The sequence below is a fragment of the Georgenia wutianyii genome (assembly GCF_006349365.1).
Lineage (GTDB): Bacteria > Actinomycetota > Actinomycetes > Actinomycetales > Actinomycetaceae > Oceanitalea > Oceanitalea wutianyii.
In genome coordinates this window covers 287,103-303,768 of the sequence record NZ_CP040899.1, presented here as the reverse complement: position 1 = coordinate 303,768, position 16,666 = coordinate 287,103, and the positions used below count along the sequence as shown (strand labels likewise).

Genomic DNA, 16,666 nt, shown 5'->3' with positions numbered 1-16,666 from the left:
GGCTGCGGGGCGAAGTTGAGACGTCCGCGTGCGGCGGTGGTGCCGGGGTGCGCGCTACTGCGTGACGAAGTCCGTGAAGTAGACCGCGTGCACCTCCCCGTCGTAGGCCTCGGTGAGCTGCCGCGTCAGCTCGTCCTTCAGCTCCGCGCGGTGTGCGGCGTCGTTCACCTCGTCGACGGACCGTCCGGAGAAGAGGGCGATGGCGATGTCGGTGGCCTGGGCGACCGGGACCTCCTCGGCCTCCGCGACCAGCTCGATGGCGAAGCCCATTCGCAGGTAGCGGCCGTCGGCGAGGTTGATGTTGCGCGGCTCGACCATGATCGTCATGCCCGGCTCGGGGTCCTGCGGCGTGGCGGCGCTGTCCTCGGGCCGCGTGAGGAGGAAGGCCACGGCGGCCACCCCGACGATGAGGACGAGCACGACGGCGAGCGTCTTGCCCTTACGGCGCTTGGGGGCGGCCGGCTGGGGAGCAGCAGGGCGGGTGGAGGGTGCCGGCGGGCGCTGCGCGCCGCCGATCTTGCGGTCGGGGGCACCGATGACCCTGGTCTCGGGCACGTCAGGCTCCTTCCCTGCTCGCGGCCAGCCCGGGGAGCAGCTGGCGGACGGACTCGGGCTTGTCGCTCATGACGACGATGTCGACGCGACGGTTGAGGTCGAGGGCGTCGGGGCCCTCGGTCACCGTCGGGTGGGCGTCGCCGTAACCGATGGCCCGGACCCGGTCGGGGGCGATGCCGCTGTGCTCGACCATCCGGCGCAGCACCTTGGTCGCCCGGTCCGCGGACAGCTCCCAGTTCGTCGGGTAGGGCTCGGTCTGCGGGAGGTGGTTGGCGTGCCCCTCGAGGAGGACCTGGTTGGGGAGGGTGCCGAGCGTCGCGGCGATCGTGTCGACGACCTGGAGCGTGGTCGCGGGCATGACGGCGCTGGCGGGCGAGAAGAAGGTGTGCTCGCTGACCAGCCCGATGATGAGGCCGCGCTCGGTGATGCTGAAGCGGACCTCCTGCTCGAGGCCGGCCTGGGCGAGGTCGGAGCGGATCCCCTCGCGCAGCTCGATGAGGGACTCGACCTCCTGCTCGGCGGCCTGCTGGACCTGCCCGCTCTGCAGCGGCTTGAGGTCCTCCCCACCCTCGATCGGCGCGATGTCGACCGGCCGGACGTCCCCGCCCTCGAGCGGCCCGGTGGAGCCCTCGACGACGTTGACGGCGGGGGCGGCGTCCCCGAACCCGGAGGCCAGGGACTGGCGCAGCTGGAGGAACTTCGCGGAGTCCACCTGGCTGATCGCGAAGAGGACGATGAACAGGCACATCATGACCGTGACCATGTCCATGTAGCTCACGGTCCAGCGCTCGATGTTCTCCGGCTCCTCCTCGTGGGCGGAGGCGCGACGGCGGCGGCGGGTGCTCACGCGGCCCGCCCCTCGCCCGGCCCGATGAGCTCGCTCGCCGGGACCAGGCTGCGCAGCCGCTCGCCGACGGCGCGCGGGTTGGCACCGGCCTGGAGCGCGAGCAGCCCCTCGAGGCTGATCTCCATCTGGCCGCACTCGAGGTCGGAGATCCGCTTGAGGCGGGCGCCGATGGGCAGGAAGATGAGGTTCGCCGAGAGGATGCCCCACAGGGTCGCGACGAACGCGGCGGCGATCATAGGGCCCAGCGTGCTCGGGTCGGAGAGGTTCTCCAGCACGTGCACGAGGGAGATGACGGTGCCGATGATGCCGATCGTCGGCGCGTAGCCGCCCATGGAGTTGAAGAACCCGTAGGCGACGCGGTCCTGGGCACGCTTGGTGTCGATCCGGTCCTCGAGCATGACACGCAGGTCCTCGGGGTCGGTGCCGTCGATGGCTGCCATGAGCCCGTCGCGCAGGAAGTCGTCGCCCACCTCGTGGGCGGTCTCCTCGAGCGCGAGGAGACCCTCGCGGCGGGCGCGGTCGGAGAGCGTGATGATCGTGGCGATCGTGGCACCGCGCTTGGGGGCCGTGGCGGTGAGGGCCTTGGGCAGGCTCTTGACCGCGTGGACCGTGTCACGCAGCGCGCCTCCCGCGACGGTCGCACCGATCGCGCCGAGGAACACGATGGCGACCGGGCCGGGCAGCAGGATCGCGGAGAGGTGGACGCTCTCCATGTTCATGAGGATGACGACGCCACCGAAGGAGATGGCGAGGCCGATGAGCGTTGCGGGATCCATCATTCTCCCTGGGGACGGGTCGGCAGGGGGACGACGGAGCCGAGCTCCGTGCGCGTGGCGACCGGCGCTGGGGGCTGGAGCGCGCGGGCGATGACGCCGGCGCGGTACTCCTGGACCATGGCGACGACCTCGGGCATGGTCTCGGCCACGAGGTAGCGCGTGCCGTCCATGAGCACGAGGATCGTGTCTGGTGTGCACTCGATGCGTTCGACGAGATCAGGGTTGATCGCGAACTGCTGTCCTGTCAGACGGGTCACGGTGATCAAGGGTCGGTTCCATCCTGGTGACGACGGGCCCATCCATGAGCCCTGCGCTCTGTCAATCGGCCGGGACCTCACGATGATGAGAGGTCCCGGCCGGCACGGCCTCAGCGCTTGAGGTTGACGAGCTCCTGGAGCAGCTCGTCGGACGTCGTGATGACGCGCGAGCCGGCCTGGAAGCCACGCTGGGCGACGATGAGGTTGGTGAACTCCTGGGAGAGGTCGACGTTGGACATCTCCAGGGCCCCGCCGGTGAGGTCACCGCGGCCACCCTGTCCGGCCACGCCCACCTGCGGGTCGCCGGAGTTGACCGAGGCGCGGAGCATCGAGCCGCCGGCCTTCTCCAGGCCGCCGGAGTTGGCGAAGGTGCTGACGGCGACCTGGCCGACGGCGCGCTTGAGGCCGTTGGAGAAGGAGCCGATGAGGGTGCCGTCGGAGGCCATCGCGAAGGACTGGAGGACACCGGCCCCCTGGCCGTCCTGCCCGGAGGCCTCGACGGTGGTGAGGGCGGCGAACCCGGTGAGGGCGCCGAGGTCGAGGGTCACGGCGGATCCGCCGACGGTCACCGGGGGCAGCGTGACGTTCTGCAGGCTGCCGTTGGCGTTGAAGGTGACGGTCCCGGTCCCGAGCTGGGTGCCGCTGCGGTCGGCGACGCTCACGGCCCAGGTCGCCGAGGGCGAGGAGGCCTGGAGGGTGAAGCTCACGTCCACCGGGGTGGGCGTGCCGTCGGCCGAGTAGACCTCGATGCTGCGCAGCAGCGTGGTCGCCTCGACCGGCGGGGTCGCGGTCGGGTCGGCGACCTTGGCGTCGGCCGGCAGGTTCCCGCCGAAGGTCACGGTGCTCGTCGCGCGCGCGCCCATCGTCGTCGTCACCGGCAGGGACAGCGGGCTGAGCGGCCCGTTGGCGTTGACGACGCCGTTGGCGTCCGCGGCCCAGCCCATGACGCGCGCCCCGGAGGCGGTGACGAGCTGTCCGGTGGCGTCCAGGGAGAAGGCGCCGTTGCGGGTGTAGAGCTGCTCGCCGCCACCGCCGTTGACGACGAAGAAGCCGTCGCCGTCGATCATCATGTCGAGGCTACGACCGGTCTGCTGGGCGGCGCCGGGCGTGAAGTCGGTGCTGATGCCGGCGACGCGCACGCCGAGCCCGACCTGCGCGGGGTTGGTGCCGCCGTTCTGGCCCTGGGGCGCGCCGGGCGCCTGGATCATCTGCGACAGCGTGTCCTCGAACTGGGTCCGGGAGGACTTGAAGCCGGTGGTGTTGGCGTTGGCGATGTTGTTGCCGGTGACGTCGAGCATCGTCTGGTGGGAGCGGAGGCTCGAGATGCCGGAGAAGAGAGAGCGCAGCATGGTGTCGTGTCCTTCGGGTCAGGCGACGGGGGCGGTGGGGGCGGGCGCGGCAGGCGTCGCCGGACCCAGGGTGGCGAGCAGGTTCATCGGGACGACGACGTCCCCGACGACGGCGCCGGGGGGCGCGGTGGTGAAGTCGACGGCGCTGACGACGCCGGTGACGGCCTCGCCGTCCGCGTCGACGTAGCTGACCTCCCGGCCCACCAGCTGGACGGCGGACGTCCGCATCTGGAGGTGGAAGGCGTCCTGGGACAGCGAGGTGAGCTCGGTGAGCTGCTCCATCGTGGACAGCTGGGTGGTCTGCGCCATGAGCTCGCTGGTCGACATCGGCTCGGAGGGGTCCTGGTAGCGCAGCGAGGTGACGAGCAGCTTGAGGAAGTCGTCCTTGCCCAGCGAGTTGGGTGCCGGTGCGGGCTGCGCCTGGCTCAGCGGCGAGGTGCCGTAGCCCCCGGCGACGGTGCTGATGGTCATGGTCGTGCTCCTTAGGCGAGGAGGTCCAGGCGGCCGGGGTGCACCGGCGTCGCGGGGGTGAGGGTGGTCGGCGCGGCGGCTGCCGGCTGACCCGTGGGGCGGCGGTCGCCCGGTGCGTGCTCGGGGCGCTCGTGCCCGCCGTCCTCGGCCGCGAGGTCGAGGTCGGCGTGCAGACCGGTCGCGGCGAGGTCGCGGCGCAGCTCGGCCAGGGCGCCGCGCAGGGCGTCGCGGGCGGCGTCGGTGACGCCGAAGAGCTCGATGCGCACGCCGTCGGCGGCGATGTGCGCGGTGACCCGGACCGGACCGAGGTCCTCCGGGTCGACGCGGACGTGGAGGACGTGGGTGCCCTCGGGCGCCGTGCGCAGCCGGGCCAGGGCGCCGGTGAGCTGGGTGCTCACCGGCTGCGGTGCGGGCGGGGCGGAGGCGGGTGCGGGCGCGGCGGCCGGCTCGGTGCGCGCGGCGGCCTCGGTGCGCAGGGACGGGACGTCGGCGCGCACGACGGTCTCGACCGGAGCCGTGGGCGGCCCGGGTCGCTCGGCCACCACCGGCACGCCCACCTCGGGCGCCTCGGCGACAGTCGGCGCACCTGCGACGGGCGTGAGGGTCGGGGCGGCGGCGGGCTGCGTGGCGGCGGGCCGGGCGTCCGACGCGGTCGGCGCGCCGGTGTCCGCGGCCGGGTCCGCGGGGACCTGGCCGGGCGCCGGCGCCGCGACCGGCGTCGCGCTCGTGACGCCGGCCGTGGCGGATGCGCCGGCCGTGGCGGATGCGCCGGCCGTGGTGGATGCGGTCGGGACGGTCGGGCCCGTGGCCGGCTGCTCCCCCTGCGGGGCGGGCGTGGCCGTGGGCGGGTCGCCCTCCGGGAGCGCCCCGACCTGCGGGACGCCGGTGGGTGCGGTCGCGGGCACCTGGCCCGGGACGGTGGCGGCGGCCCCGGCCTGGGGCGCGACATCAGGCACGGCCTCGTCGACCGGCACGGGAGGCGCGAGCACCTCCGGGGCGGTGGGCGTCGCGAGGGCCGGGACCAGCGCGGCGCCGCCGAAGGAGGGCAGGTACGGCGCGGTCGCGCCGCTCTCCGGCCCGGTCCCGGCGGAGTCGTCCTGCGCCGGCTCCTCACCGGCGGGGGCCGCCGAGTCCTGCGGCGTCTCGCCGGCGGCTGCGGCGAGGGTCGCCGCGAAGGCGTCCCCGGAGCCGCCGCTGCTCGCGGCGGGGCGTCCGGGCGCCGGGCCGGCCGGCGCGGGGGCGGCGGGCATGACGAGGGTCATCAGGCACCTGCCGGGAGGACGCGGCGGATGGTGGTCGGCGTCGTCGTCAGCTCGGCGAGCTTGACCTGCTCACCGGGGTAAGGGGCGTGGATCCACTTGTTGTCGCCCGCGTAGATGCCGATGTGGCCGCCGCCGCGGGTGACGACGAGGTCACCGGGCAGGGCCTGGGCGAGGGAGGGGACCTCGGTGCCGATCCGCATCTGGTCGCGCGCCACGCGCGGCACGTCGACGCCGATGTCCTTCATCGCGAGCTGGACGAGCCCGGAGCAGTCCAGGCCGCCCTCGGAGAGGGTCTCCCCGCCCCACACGTACGGCACGCCGAGGTACTTGCTCGCCGACTCCACGAGCGCGGCGCCGGTGCCCGCCGCCGGGGACTGGGCGGTGCCCGCGCCCGGCGCGCCGGTGAGACCCGCGAGCGGGCTCGCGAGCGCTCCCGCCCCGCTCTGGAGGCCGAGCACGGAGGCGAGGGAGTCTCCCACGCCGGGCGTGGCCGGTGTCGCCCCACCGAGACCCGGTTGAGCGGTGGCCAGCGCGGTGGCGAGCGCACCGCCGAAGTCCGCACCGCGCTGCGTGGCCGCGGCCGCGGCCCCGGGCGGCTCGGTGACGGCGGTGAGAGCCGACTGGATCTCGGCCATCCGGCTCTGCACGGCCGCGATGCTCATCGTCGGCCCCGGGCGCGCTGGCTGGCGACCTCGTCGAGCACGAGCTGCTCGGCGTGGTTCTCGGCGGTCTGCTCGGCGTGCCAATGACGCTCGGCGAGCTTGTCGATGGTCGTGCTGCGCCGGCGCGCGGCGGACCACTGGCCCTGGGCGACGAGCTCGTCGGACTGGGCGAGCTCGGCCGCGGTGGCGGCCTCGAACGCCGAGGCGCTGGCTGCGACGCGGGCTGCGACGGCCGCCTGCCAGTGCATGACGTCGGCCTCGGCGGGCAGCGCGAGATCCTCCAGCGCGGAGTAGGCCTGGGAGGAGCGGCGGTCGGCGGAGCGGCGGAACTCGCGCCGGCGGAGGAGCTCGGCCGCGGCCTGGTCCTCCTCCATCTGGCGCACGCGCGCCACGTTCTGCAGCCGGAACGGCCTCATGACGACACTCTCATTCCCGCGACGAGCGCGTTCAGGTGTGCCCAGGACTGCTCGGCGCCGACCACGTCGGCGACGTCCTGGCGGAGGAAGGCGTCGATCGCGCCGGCGTGCGTGACGGCGGCGTCGACCTGGGGGTTGGACCCGGCCACGTAGGCGCCGACGTCGATGAGGTCCTGCGCCTGCCGGCGGGCGGCGAGGATCGAGCGCAGCGTGGTCGCCGCGGCCCGCTGCTCGGCACTCGTCACCCGGGAGGCGACGCGGGAGATCGAGGCGATCGGGTCGACGCTCGGGAAGTGGCCCGTGACGGCGAGCTTTCGGTCGAGCACGACGTGCCCGTCGAGGATGGAGCGCGCGGCGTCGGCGATGGGCTCGTTGTGGTCGTCACCGTCGACGAGGACGGTGTAGATGCCGGTGACCGAGCCGGTCGCCCCGGTGCCCGCGCGCTCGAGGAGCTGGGCGAGCATGGAGAACGTCGACGGCGGGTAGCCGCGGGTGGCCGGGGGCTCCCCGACCGACAGCCCGATCTCACGCTGGGCCATCGCCGCGCGGGTGAGGGAGTCCATCATGAGGACGACGTCGGTCCCCTGGTCGCGGAAGTACTCCGCGATGCGGGTGGCGGTGAAGGCGGCGCGCAGGCGCACGACGGGCGGCTCGTCGGACGTCGCGACGACGACGACGGAGCGCGCCAGGCCCTCGGGGCCGAGGTCGTCCTCGAGGAACTCGCGGACCTCACGGCCGCGCTCCCCCACGAGCCCGATGACGTTGACGGTGGCGTCGGTGCCGCGCGCGATCATCGACAGCAGCGAGGACTTGCCGACGCCGGAGCCGGCGAACAGGCCGAGGCGCTGGCCCCGGCCCGCGGTGACGAGCGTGTCGAGCACACGCACGCCCAGGGCGAGCGGCTGGTCCACGCGTGCGCGGTCCAGCGCGGAGGGCGCCTGGGCGGTGACGGGCACGGCCTCGCTCACCCCGAGGGGGCCCTTGCCGTCCATCGGCCGGCCGAGCCCGTCGAGGACGCGGCCGAGCAGGCCGGGACCGACGCCGATGAGCAGCGGGTGCCCGGTGGAGCGTGCGGGGGCGCCGATCCGCAGGCCGTCGACGGGGCCGAGCGGCATGCAGCGGCTGGAGTCGCGCCCGAGCCCGACGACCTCGGCACCCACGGTCCGGCCGCCGGAGTCGATCTCGACGAGGTCGCCGACGGCGAGCGGCAGACCGGTCACCTCGACGGTGAGGCCGACGACCGAGCGCACGACCCCGACCCGTTGGGGCCGGGCGGCCGAGAGTGCCTGGTCCCAGCGGCCCGTCGGGCGGGGGGTGGCGAGGTGGACGCTCATGCGTCCACCCCGAGGGCAGCGCGGACCCGTTCGACGGCGGTCGCGATGCGCGCGTCGAGGTACCCCTCCTCGAGCTCGCTCACCGCGTCCCCGGGCTCCAGCGTGGCGTCGGCGACGAGCACGACGCCGGCTGGCGGCTGGAGGTCACCCGGCAGGGTGGCGAGGGACGCGTCGAGGACGGCGAGGTCGGCCGGGTGCAGGCGGATGCGCACGATCCCGTCGTCGCACACGGACAGCGCGCGCCGCAGGGCGGCCTGGGCGGAGGCGTCACCGTCGCGGAGCTCGGCCCCGAGGAGGGCCTCGGCGAGCACGAGTGTGGCCCTCGTGAGTCCGTCCTGGGCCTCGCGCAGGGGCGGGACGACCCGTTGGCGGGCGGCGGTGGCCGCGCGGGCGAGGGTGGCCAGCGCCTCCTGGGCGGCGGCCGCGGCCTGCTGCGCCTGCACGGCGACCTCCGCGGCCACCAGCCGGCGCTGCTCCTCGGCCTCGCGGGCCGCGGCGCGGGTCCCTGCGGACCACCCGGCGGTGTAGCCGCTGGAGTACCCCGCGGCGACCGAGGCAGCCTCGGGCCGGATGACGTGGAGCGGGGTGAAGACCGAGCGTGCGGTGTCAGGAGACATACTCGTCCTCCCCCTCGCGGCGCACGACGATCTGGCCCGACTCCTCGAGCGCACGGATCGTCTTGACGATGGCGCCGCGGGCGTCGTGGACCTCCGAGATGCGCACCGCCCCGCTGATCTCCATCTCCTCGAGGAGGTTCTCGCGGGCACGCTCGGAGAGGTTGCGGGTGATCTTGTCGGTGACGTCCGCGGACGCTCCCTTGAGGGCGAGCGCCAGGCCGGGGCCCTCGGTCTGGCGCAGGACGAGCTGGACGGCGCGGTCGTCGAGGTGGACGACGTCCTCGAAGGTGAACATGAGGCTGCGGACCTGGTCGGCCAGGGCCTCGTCGCGGGCGCCGAGCTCCTCGAGGATCTGCTTCTCGGTGTTCGGGTCGGCCCGGTTGAGGATGTCGACGAGCGGCTGGATGCCGCCCACGGTGGCCCCGCTCTCCCCCGCGGTGAGCAGGTGGCCGGCGCGGCGCTGGAGCGCGTCGGCGACGATCCCGACGGCGTCCGGGTTGGCCTGCTCCATGGTCGCGATCCGCATCGCGACGTCGGCGCGGTCGGCGGGCGGGAGGCCGGCCATGATCGCCGAGGCGCGGTCGGGGCGCAGGTGGGCGAGGACGACCGCCATCGTCTGCGGGTGCTCCCCGTTGATGAGGCTGAGCACCTGGCGGGGCTCGGCCTGCTGGAGGAAGTCGAAGGGCTGTCCCGCGAGGAGCGTGGCGAGGCGACCCATGACGAGGCTCGCCCGCTCGGTGCCCAGGGCGTCCTCGAGCAGCCGCTGGGCGTACTCGAGCCCTCCGTGGCCGGCGACGGGCACCCCTCCGTTGGCCTCCTCGTAGAACTCGACGAGGACCGCGTCGGCGACGTCGTTCGGGATCGTCTCCATGCGGGCGATCTCGGCGGAGATGTCCTCCACCTCGTTCTCGTCGAGCAGTGCCAGGACCTTGGTGGCGCGCTCGTGCCCGAGCTGGAGCAGCACGACGGCCGCCTTCTGGGAGCTGGTGAGCTTCATGACTTGACCGCCATCCACTGACGGAGCCGGTCGGCCACGGCCGCCGGGTCCTCGTCGGCCATCGCGACGACGCCGAGGCGGGCCGTCTCCTTCGCGTCGGGCTCGATGGCTCGCAGCTCGGGCACCCCGTCGAGCAGGGTCGTGTCGCCCGGCTCGAGGGCGACGGGCTCGGGCAGGTGCTCGAGCTGGAGCTCGCCGAGGTCGATCTCCTCGCGGCGGTCGCGGCGCAGCCGGCGACGGATGGCGAGGAGCACGACGAGGACGATGAGGGCGACGACGGCCCAGCGGAGCAGCTGGTCGCGCTGGGTTGCCGCGGCCGCGGCAGCCTCGGCCTCGGCCTGCGCCGCGAGCGCCTGCTGCGCGGCGTCGGCGGTGGTCGTGTCGAAGGCCATCTGCGCGACGGCGACCTGGTCGCCGCGCTCGAGGTCGATGCCCGCGGCCACCGCGACGATGTCCTCGAGCTCCTCGGTCGTCACTCCTGCGGCAGCCGCGGAGTCGACGACGACGGAGACCGACTGCCGCACGACGCCGCCGGGGACGACGGTCGTCTGCTCGGTGACCTTGTTGACGGCGTTGTTTGACGTCTGGTCCTGGCGCGTGTAGGAACCGGCGTCACCGCCGTTGGGCACGGCGATGTTGTCCGGGCCGAGGACGCCGCCGACCGCCTGGCCGCCTCCCTCGTACTCCTCGGTCGAGGTGGTCTCCGACAGCGGCGGGGTCCCCTCGGCGGGGGTGAAGACCTCGCTCGTGCGCTGGGTCGAGTCACGGCCGAGCTCGGCGGTGACCGAGACGACGGCGTTGCCGGCACCGAGCACGCGGCCGAGCATCATCTCGACCTGTCCGCCGATGCGCTGCTCGTACTCGCTCGCGCCGTCGGGGCCGCCACCGCCGGGAGAGGTGGTGAGGACCTCGCCCTGGGAGTCGACGACGGAGACGTTGAGCGGGTCCATCCCGGCGACCGCCGAGGAGATGAGGTTGACGACCGCCTGGACGGAGCCCGACTCGATCGTCCTGCCGGTCTCCGCCTGGATGAAGACGGAGGCGGTGGGCTCGGCGGAGGTCTCGTTGAACACGCTCTCCTCGGGCAGGGCGAGGTGCACGGTGGCGGCGGCGACGCCGTCGAGCGCCCGGACGGTCTTGGCGAGCTCGCCCTCGAGGGCGCGCTGGTAGCTCACCTGCTGCTGGAAGTCCGAGCTGGTCATGCCCATGTCGTCCAGGAGGCTGTAACCGCCCTCCTCGGTGGGCAGGCCCTCGGCGGCGAGCGCGATGCGCTGCTCGTAGACCGACTCGGCGGGCACGAGGATCGTGCCGCCGCCGTCGGTGATCTCGTAGGCGACGCCCGCGGCGGTGAGCTGGTCGACGACGGCGGAGGCGTCGCTGCCGGCCAGGCCGGTGAACAGCGGGCTCATGGTCGGCCGGTTCGCCCAGGACACCGCGAGGACGATGCCGAGGACGAGGGCCGCGATCCCGATGAGGGCGAGGGTCTTCTGCGGGAGGCTGAACTCCGCCACCCGCTGCCTCAGGCGCGTGAAGGCGCCGGTGACCACGGCGGGCATCAGGCCTGCATCCGCATGATCTCGTTGAACGCGTCGACGGCCTTGTTGCGCAGGGCGACGGTGAGCTCGAGCGCGACGGCCGCCTCGGTCGCGGCGATCGTGTAGTCGTGGATGTCCTCGAGGTCACCGGTGACGGCCTTGAGGGCGAGCTCGGAGGAGGTCGCCTGCTTGGCGCTGACGCCGTCGACGGCGGAGGCGAGCACGGCGCCGAACGCGCCGCCGTCACCGCCCGTCGCACCGCCGGCCTCGAGGCCGTCGAGGTAGCCGGCCGGGGCGACGGACGTGACGGTGGAGATGGCGGGGACCGACATCAGTTCCTCCCGATCTGAAGTGCGGACTGGTAGCTCTCACGGGCGCGGTCCACGACGGCCGCACTGGCCTGGTAGCCGCGCTGCGCCATGATCAGCTGGGTCATCTGGCTGGCCATGTCGACGTCGGGGTAGCGCACGTACCCCTCCTCGTCGGCCAGCGGGTGGGTGGGCTCGTGCACGAGGCGGCCCTCGGCGTCACCGAGCTCGATGCCGGCGACCTGCACGCCGGCGGGCTCGCCGTAGTCCATGGAGGTGGCCACGACGTAGCGCGCCTGGAAGGCGGCGCCGTCGGTGGAGGTCGCGTTGTTCGCGTTGGCGAGGTTGTCGCTCACGGCGTCGAGCCACTTGCGGTGGACGGTGAGGCCGGTCGAGGCGATGCCGATGGCGTCGAAGGTGCCCATCAGGAGCTCCTGATCGCGGTGCGGACGGCGCTGAAGCCACCGTCGACGGAACGGACCGCCACCTGGTAGCGCAGGTTGGCGTCGATGTTGGCCAGCGTCTCGGTGTCGAGGTTGACGTTGTTGCCGTTCTCGCGGGTGGGCTCGAGGGACCGCTGCACCTGCGGCGCGATGCTCGCGTCACCGCCGGTGCGCACCGCCTTGGCGAGGGCGTCCTCGAACTGGACGCGGCCGGCGAGGAAGCCCGGGGTGTTGACGTTGGCGATGTTGTCGGCGATGACACGCTGGCGCAGCGAGAGCGCGTCGAGCGCGCTCTTCATCGCCACGGAGGTCACGGAATCGAGCACAGCGGGCTTTACCCCTCAGTTCACCTGGGCAGAACGGCCGATCCGTGGCCTCACTGGCGAGCGATCCATGCTCAACCTGTCCTGATCGGCAGCTCCGCGCGTGCCGTGAGGGGTTGATGGGGAGTTCTCCCCATTGCGGGTTCCGCGCGGTCGTGGCTGACTTGTCCTGCAAACCCCCGGCCGCCGACAGCTGGCAGCGCCCATCGCCCCGGGCCCCCAGCTGTCGGCGCCAAAAAGCCCCAGCCCCACCCTCGCTCCCGCGACAGCCGACTTCCGCGCGACAGCCGACTTCCGCGCGACAGCCGACTTCCTCGCGACAGCCGACTTCCGCACGACAGCCGACTTCCGCGCGACAGCCGACTTCCGCGCGACAGCGGAGTTCCGCGCCGCCGCCGGCGCAGCGCAGGCTCAGCCGGCGGCGTCGAGGTAGACCGGACGGCGCGGGCCGCCGGCCTTGAGCGTCTCGGTCAGGCGCGCCTGGCGACGGCTGAGGACGAGCGCCTCGCTGAGCCGGCGGGCGACGTCGGCCTGCCGGTCGAGGAGCAGCTCGGCGCGCGCACGCAACGGCTCGGGCAGCGGCCCGAGGCCGGCGGGCGGCTCCCAGCGGGAGGCAGCCAGGGGGACGTGGTCCTCCGCGAGCATCCTCTCGATCTCGGCGACGTCGAGCTCGAGCTCCGTGAGGGCGGCCTCCCACTCCCGGCGGAAGGTGTCGGGCGTGGTGTCCTCGTCCATCAGCCGACGGCCGTGCTGGTCGTGACGCCGGTGCCCGGCATCGCGGCGGCCTGGTGCCAGGCGTCGCGCAGCGGCTGGACGAGCGCGCGGCAGGCAGCGACCCTGTCCGCGTCGTGCGTGACGTTGGCGCTGACGAGCTCGCCGTAGAGAAAGTTGTAGAGGTCCAGCAGGCGCGGCCCGCCGTCCCACACGGTGGGGTCCAGGCTGCACCGCAGCTCGTGGATGATCTCCTGCGCGTGGCCGAGCTGCTCGTTGGCGGCGGGCTTGTCACCCGCCTCGAGGGCCGCGACGGCGCGGTCGAGGTCGAGCAGCAGCCGGTCGTAGAGCATCGTGAGCAGCTGCGCCGGGGACGCCGTGGCGAGTGACTCGCGACGGAACTTGGCGAGCAGTGCGGTCTGGTTCATCTCGTGCTCCTCCTACTGCTGGCTGCTCGCGGTGAGGCCGGCGATCTGGTTGGTCAACCAGCTCTGCGTGGACTGCAGCTGCGAGAGCCGGACCTCCATCGCACTGAACTGCGCGACGAGCTGGGCGCGCCGGGCGTCCAGTCGCTGGTCCCACTTGGCCACCTGGCTGCCGAGGTCCTTGACCACCGACTCCTGGGAGGTGATCTTGCGGGTGATGGTGCCCTCGGCCGAGCTCGACGCGCGCTCGGCCACCTCGGCCACCCTGCCGGCGATGGCCTGGATCATCGCCGTGGCGCCCTCGGGGTCCTCGGTCAGCGCCTTGGTGAAGGCGGCCTTGTCCAGGCTGATCGCGCCGTAGCGGTCCAGGCTGATGCCGACGCTCGACGGCGACCTCCCGTCGACGGGACGGGTGACGGCGGACTGGATGTCGCTCGTGAGGAACCGGATGGCGGAGTCCCCGGAGAAGACGCCACCGCTGACGACGGTGTTGCCGGCGGCGTCGGTGGACGTCGTCGTGCGGGTGCGGGAGGCGATCTCCGACAGGACGATCGACACGTTGCCGACGAGCTCGTCGGCGAGCGCGACCTGCGCGGCCGGGTCGGTGGCGACGGTGACGCGCACCGGGTCCGCGCTCACGGTCGAGACGGTGAGGTCGACGCCGTCGAGGAGTCCGTCGAAGGTGTTGGTCGTGCTCGTGAGGCGGTGGCTGCCACCGGCCGAGGGCCACAGGGTGACCTCGGCGTCGCCGGCCTGCGCGAGGGTCGTCGCCGCGACGTCCTGGCCGCCGGCGGTGAGCGAGAACGCGCCGCCGGAGCCCGTGGCGCCGGTGAGCTGGAGGCCGTAGACGGCGTTGCCGTCCCCGTCGGTGCCGGTGCGGAGCTTCGTCGCGCTCACGCCGGTCGTGCCGCGGGCGTCGTTGATCGCCGCGACGACGTCGTCGATGTGCGGGCTCGACGGCGCGACCTCGTGGTCGGTGCCGCCGACGGTGATCGTGAACGGGCCGGTGAGGGCCGCGGGATCGACGAGGGAGACCTGCCCGCTGGCGAGCCGGTCGACCCGGAGCTCGACGACGCCCGGCTTGGCGTTCGGGGCCGCGCTGACCGTGACGGCGTCGGAGGAGGAGGACGCCTTGGTCACCGCCCACGACGCGGGCGCGGCCACCTTCTCACCGGCGGTGGCGAGGGAGGCGACCCTGCTGTTGAGGGCCTGCAGCGCGGTCACGATGCTCGAGGCCACCGAGGACTTCTGCTTGAGCAGGACCTGCTGGTTGCGCTGGATCGCGACGAGTCCGTCGATGATCGCGCCGGTGTCCAGGCCGCTGGCCATGCCGTCGATGCCGATGGTCATCGCGATGTCCTCCAGGTCGATTCGGGGTGGTCCCCGGCCGGTGGCCCGCCCGCTCGAGGTCGGGCCACCGGTCGGATTCCAGGGGTGCTACCAGGGGGTGCCTGGTGGCGGTCAGCGCAGCAGCGAGAGGATCGACTGCGGCATCTGGTTGGCCTGGGCCAGCATCGCGGTGCCGGCCTGCTGGAGGATGTTCGAGCTGGTGTAGCTGACCATCTCGTTGGCCATGTCGGTGTCGCGGATGCGGGACTCCGAGGCGGTGAGGTTCTCGACCGAGACCTGCAGGTTGTTGATCGTGTGGTCGAGACGGTTCTGCTTGGCACCCAGGTCCGAACGGACCTTGGAGACCGTGTCGATCGCGGTGTCGATCGCCGTGATCGCGGCGGTCGGGTCGGTCGTGAGGTTGAGACCGGAGACGGCGAGGCCGGTCGCGTCCATGCTCTGACCGATCTCGACCTCGATGACCTCGCCGACGTTCGCGCCCACCTGGAAGGTGCCGGTGTACGAGCCGTTGAGCAGCGCCGTGCCGTTGAACTTGGTCTGCTCGGCGATGGCGGTGAGGCCCTCGGCGAGCTGGTCGACCTCGGCCTGGATGTTGCCCTTGGCGGTGTCGCTCAGCGCACCGGTGTTGGACGCCTGGACCGACAGGTCACGCATCCGCTGGAGGATCGCGTGCGTCTCGTTGAGCGCACCCTCAGCGGTCTGGACGACGGAGATGCCGTCCTGGGCGTTACGGACGGCGACGTTGAGGCCACCGATCTGGGAGCGAAGGCCCTCCGAGATCGCCAGACCCGCGGCGTCGTCAGCCGCACGGTTGATACGGAAACCGCTGGACAGCTTCTCGAGGGAGGAGCTGAGGTTGGTCTGCGTGTTCGACAGGTTGCGGTACGCGTTCATCGCCGACACGTTGTTCTGCACGGACATAGCCATGGTGGTTCCTCTTCTTCCTGAAGGATCAAGATCACCCGCCCATCCATGGGCGGACACCCGCACTGATCGGCAGTCCCCCTCGGATGATGAGAGGTCGGCGCCGCGAGATCCGGGTCACACACGACTCAGCGGCCCGGCCGTGAGGCCGAGCCGCTGAGGCGGAGGTGGTGCTGGGGTCAGCGCAGCAGCGAGAGGATCGACTGCGGCATCTGGTTGGCCTGGGCCAGCATCGCGGTGCCGGCCTGCTGGAGGATGTTCGAGCTGGTGTAGCTGACCATCTCGTTGGCCATGTCGGTGTCGCGGATGCGGGACTCCGAGGCGGTGAGGTTCTCGACCGAGACCTGCAGGTTGTTGATCGTGTGGTCGAGACGGTTCTGCTTGGCACCCAGGTCCGAACGGACCTTGGAGACCGTGTCGATCGCGGTGTCGATCGCCGTGATCGCCCCGGTGGCGTTCGTCGTCATGCTGAGCGCGTCGACACCCAGACCGCCCGCGGTCATGCTCTGGGCGATCGAGACGGAGATGGTCTCGCCGACGTTCGCGCCGACCTGGAAGGTCCCGGCGTACGAGCCGTCGAGCAGCTCGGTGCCGTTGAACTTGGTCTGCTCGGCGATGGCGGTGAGGCCCTCGGCGAGCTGACCGATCTCGGCCTGGATGTTGCCCTTGGCGGTGTCGCTCAGCGCACCGGTGTTGGACGCCTGGACCGACAGGTCACGCATCCGCTGGAGGATCGCGTGCGTCTCGTTGAGCGCACCCTCAGCGGTCTGGACGACGGAGATGCCGTCCTGGGCGTTACGGACGGCGACGTTGAGGCCACCGATCTGGGAGCGAAGGCCCTCCGAGATCGCCAGACCCGCGGCGTCGTCAGCCGCACGGTTGATACGGAAACCGCTGGACAGCTTCTCGAGGGAGGAGCTGAGGTTGGTCTGCGTGTTCGACAGGTTGCGGTACGCGTTCATCGCCGACACGTTGTTCTGCACGGACATAGCCATGGTGGTTCCTCTTCTTCCTGAAGGATCAAGATCACCCGCCCATCCATGGGCGGACACCCGCACTGATCGGCAGGGTGGGAGCGATGTTGAGAGATCTCGCCGGGAGACT

General features: G+C 72.6%; 21 protein-coding genes. All 21 read right to left on the bottom strand.

The annotated features are described in order from the left end of the window. Positions 1-54 precede the first annotated feature (54 nt). Positions 55-555 (bottom strand): flagellar basal body-associated FliL family protein, encoded by a 501-nt coding sequence (locus tag FE251_RS01400; RefSeq protein WP_139071014.1) that lies wholly within the window; start codon positions 553-555, stop codon positions 55-57. 1 nt (position 556) lies between these two features. Beyond that, on the bottom strand, positions 557-1,402 hold the full coding sequence (locus FE251_RS01395; RefSeq protein WP_139071015.1) for an OmpA/MotB family protein: 846 nt from the start codon (positions 1,400-1,402) through the stop codon (positions 557-559). Continuing rightward, positions 1,399-2,178 carry a motility protein A gene (locus tag FE251_RS01390; RefSeq protein WP_139071016.1) on the bottom strand — a complete coding sequence of 260 codons (780 nt, stop codon included), beginning with the start codon at positions 2,176-2,178 and terminating at the stop codon, positions 1,399-1,401. The genes FE251_RS01395 and FE251_RS01390 overlap by 4 nt, the downstream gene beginning before the upstream one ends. After that, complete coding sequence (locus FE251_RS01385; protein ID WP_230976496.1) at positions 2,178-2,435, bottom strand: flagellar FlbD family protein; 258 nt, start codon at positions 2,433-2,435, stop codon at positions 2,178-2,180. Before FE251_RS01385 ends, FE251_RS01390 begins: the two co-directional genes overlap by 1 nt. Before the next feature lie 110 nt (positions 2,436-2,545). Continuing rightward, the gene (locus FE251_RS01380) at positions 2,546-3,784 is read right to left on the bottom strand and encodes a flagellar hook protein FlgE (RefSeq protein ID WP_139071018.1); all 1,239 of its coding nucleotides are present in this window, start codon (positions 3,782-3,784) and stop codon (positions 2,546-2,548) included. Between the two features lie 18 nt (positions 3,785-3,802). Next, positions 3,803-4,255 (bottom strand): flagellar hook capping FlgD N-terminal domain-containing protein, encoded by a 453-nt coding sequence (locus tag FE251_RS01375; RefSeq protein WP_139071019.1) that lies wholly within the window; start codon positions 4,253-4,255, stop codon positions 3,803-3,805. Between the two features lie 11 nt (positions 4,256-4,266). Beyond that, on the bottom strand, positions 4,267-5,517 hold the full coding sequence (locus FE251_RS01370) for a flagellar hook-length control protein FliK (RefSeq protein WP_139947504.1): 1,251 nt from the start codon (positions 5,515-5,517) through the stop codon (positions 4,267-4,269). Continuing rightward, entirely contained in the window at positions 5,517-6,179 is a 663-nt protein-coding gene (locus FE251_RS01365) for a C40 family peptidase (RefSeq protein ID WP_230976495.1), read from the bottom strand. The genes FE251_RS01370 and FE251_RS01365 overlap by 1 nt, the downstream gene beginning before the upstream one ends. Continuing rightward, positions 6,176-6,595 (bottom strand): flagellar FliJ family protein, encoded by a 420-nt coding sequence (locus tag FE251_RS01360; RefSeq protein ID WP_139947502.1) that lies wholly within the window; start codon positions 6,593-6,595, stop codon positions 6,176-6,178. The genes FE251_RS01365 and FE251_RS01360 overlap by 4 nt, the downstream gene beginning before the upstream one ends. Continuing rightward, positions 6,592-7,929, bottom strand: a complete 1,338-nt coding sequence (locus FE251_RS01355) for a FliI/YscN family ATPase (RefSeq protein ID WP_139071022.1) — start codon at positions 7,927-7,929, stop codon at positions 6,592-6,594. The genes FE251_RS01360 and FE251_RS01355 overlap by 4 nt, the downstream gene beginning before the upstream one ends. Beyond that, on the bottom strand, positions 7,926-8,546 hold the full coding sequence (locus FE251_RS01350; protein ID WP_139947501.1) for a FliH/SctL family protein: 621 nt from the start codon (positions 8,544-8,546) through the stop codon (positions 7,926-7,928). Before FE251_RS01350 ends, FE251_RS01355 begins: the two co-directional genes overlap by 4 nt. Then, on the bottom strand, positions 8,536-9,543 hold the full coding sequence (fliG, locus tag FE251_RS01345; RefSeq protein WP_139947499.1) for a flagellar motor switch protein FliG: 1,008 nt from the start codon (positions 9,541-9,543) through the stop codon (positions 8,536-8,538). Before fliG ends, FE251_RS01350 begins: the two co-directional genes overlap by 11 nt. After that, a complete protein-coding gene (fliF, locus tag FE251_RS01340) occupies positions 9,540-11,099 on the bottom strand; it encodes a flagellar basal-body MS-ring/collar protein FliF (protein WP_139071025.1) in 1,560 nt (519 codons plus the stop codon). Before fliF ends, fliG begins: the two co-directional genes overlap by 4 nt. Beyond that, positions 11,099-11,410, bottom strand: coding sequence for a flagellar hook-basal body complex protein FliE (gene fliE, locus FE251_RS01335; RefSeq protein ID WP_139071026.1), 312 nt, complete (start codon positions 11,408-11,410; stop codon positions 11,099-11,101). The genes fliF and fliE overlap by 1 nt, the downstream gene beginning before the upstream one ends. Further along, the gene (flgC, locus tag FE251_RS01330; RefSeq protein WP_139071027.1) at positions 11,410-11,811 is read right to left on the bottom strand and encodes a flagellar basal body rod protein FlgC; all 402 of its coding nucleotides are present in this window, start codon (positions 11,809-11,811) and stop codon (positions 11,410-11,412) included. Before flgC ends, fliE begins: the two co-directional genes overlap by 1 nt. Beyond that, positions 11,811-12,155, bottom strand: a complete 345-nt coding sequence (locus FE251_RS01325) for a flagellar basal body rod protein FlgB (protein WP_139071028.1) — start codon at positions 12,153-12,155, stop codon at positions 11,811-11,813. Before FE251_RS01325 ends, flgC begins: the two co-directional genes overlap by 1 nt. Before the next feature lie 408 nt (positions 12,156-12,563). Further along, entirely contained in the window at positions 12,564-12,887 is a 324-nt protein-coding gene (locus tag FE251_RS01320) for a hypothetical protein (protein WP_139071029.1), read from the bottom strand. Further along, complete coding sequence (gene fliS, locus FE251_RS01315; RefSeq protein WP_139071030.1) at positions 12,887-13,291, bottom strand: flagellar export chaperone FliS; 405 nt, start codon at positions 13,289-13,291, stop codon at positions 12,887-12,889. Before fliS ends, FE251_RS01320 begins: the two co-directional genes overlap by 1 nt. A 12-nt stretch (positions 13,292-13,303) precedes the next feature. Next, the gene (fliD, locus tag FE251_RS01310; protein ID WP_139947497.1) at positions 13,304-14,638 is read right to left on the bottom strand and encodes a flagellar filament capping protein FliD; all 1,335 of its coding nucleotides are present in this window, start codon (positions 14,636-14,638) and stop codon (positions 13,304-13,306) included. A 111-nt stretch (positions 14,639-14,749) separates the two neighbouring features. Then, entirely contained in the window at positions 14,750-15,565 is an 816-nt protein-coding gene (locus FE251_RS01305; protein WP_139947495.1) for a flagellin N-terminal helical domain-containing protein, read from the bottom strand. A 176-nt stretch (positions 15,566-15,741) separates the two neighbouring features. Continuing rightward, the gene (locus tag FE251_RS01300) at positions 15,742-16,557 is read right to left on the bottom strand and encodes a flagellin N-terminal helical domain-containing protein (RefSeq protein ID WP_330998302.1); all 816 of its coding nucleotides are present in this window, start codon (positions 16,555-16,557) and stop codon (positions 15,742-15,744) included. Between the last annotated feature and the right edge of the window lie 109 nt (positions 16,558-16,666).

What these genes read in the sequence shown, in the direction of transcription:
- FE251_RS01390 (WP_139071016.1), bottom strand. Translation starts at nt 2,178, where the DNA reads ATGGATCCCGCAACGCTCATCGGCCTCGCCATCTCCTTCGGTGGCGTC.
- FE251_RS01380 (WP_139071018.1), bottom strand. Translation starts at nt 3,784, where the DNA reads ATGCTGCGCTCTCTCTTCTCCGGCATCTCGAGCCTCCGCTCCCACCAG.
- FE251_RS01375 (WP_139071019.1), bottom strand. Translation starts at nt 4,255, where the DNA reads ATGACCATCAGCACCGTCGCCGGGGGCTACGGCACCTCGCCGCTGAGC.
- FE251_RS01370 (WP_139947504.1), bottom strand. Translation starts at nt 5,517, where the DNA reads ATGACCCTCGTCATGCCCGCCGCCCCCGCGCCGGCCGGCCCGGCGCCC.
- FE251_RS01365 (WP_230976495.1), bottom strand. Translation starts at nt 6,179, where the DNA reads ATGAGCATCGCGGCCGTGCAGAGCCGGATGGCCGAGATCCAGTCGGCT.
- FE251_RS01360 (WP_139947502.1), bottom strand. Translation starts at nt 6,595, where the DNA reads ATGAGGCCGTTCCGGCTGCAGAACGTGGCGCGCGTGCGCCAGATGGAG.
- FE251_RS01355 (WP_139071022.1), bottom strand. Translation starts at nt 7,929, where the DNA reads ATGAGCGTCCACCTCGCCACCCCCCGCCCGACGGGCCGCTGGGACCAG.
- FE251_RS01350 (WP_139947501.1), bottom strand. Translation starts at nt 8,546, where the DNA reads ATGTCTCCTGACACCGCACGCTCGGTCTTCACCCCGCTCCACGTCATC.
- fliG (WP_139947499.1), bottom strand. Translation starts at nt 9,543, where the DNA reads ATGAAGCTCACCAGCTCCCAGAAGGCGGCCGTCGTGCTGCTCCAGCTC.
- fliF (WP_139071025.1), bottom strand. Translation starts at nt 11,099, where the DNA reads ATGCCCGCCGTGGTCACCGGCGCCTTCACGCGCCTGAGGCAGCGGGTG.
- fliE (WP_139071026.1), bottom strand. Translation starts at nt 11,410, where the DNA reads ATGTCGGTCCCCGCCATCTCCACCGTCACGTCCGTCGCCCCGGCCGGC.
- flgC (WP_139071027.1), bottom strand. Translation starts at nt 11,811, where the DNA reads ATGGGCACCTTCGACGCCATCGGCATCGCCTCGACCGGCCTCACCGTC.
- FE251_RS01320 (WP_139071029.1), bottom strand. Translation starts at nt 12,887, where the DNA reads ATGGACGAGGACACCACGCCCGACACCTTCCGCCGGGAGTGGGAGGCC.
- fliS (WP_139071030.1), bottom strand. Translation starts at nt 13,291, where the DNA reads ATGAACCAGACCGCACTGCTCGCCAAGTTCCGTCGCGAGTCACTCGCC.
- fliD (WP_139947497.1), bottom strand. Translation starts at nt 14,638, where the DNA reads ATGACCATCGGCATCGACGGCATGGCCAGCGGCCTGGACACCGGCGCG.
- FE251_RS01305 (WP_139947495.1), bottom strand. Translation starts at nt 15,565, where the DNA reads ATGGCTATGTCCGTGCAGAACAACGTGTCGGCGATGAACGCGTACCGC.
- FE251_RS01300 (WP_330998302.1), bottom strand. Translation starts at nt 16,557, where the DNA reads ATGGCTATGTCCGTGCAGAACAACGTGTCGGCGATGAACGCGTACCGC.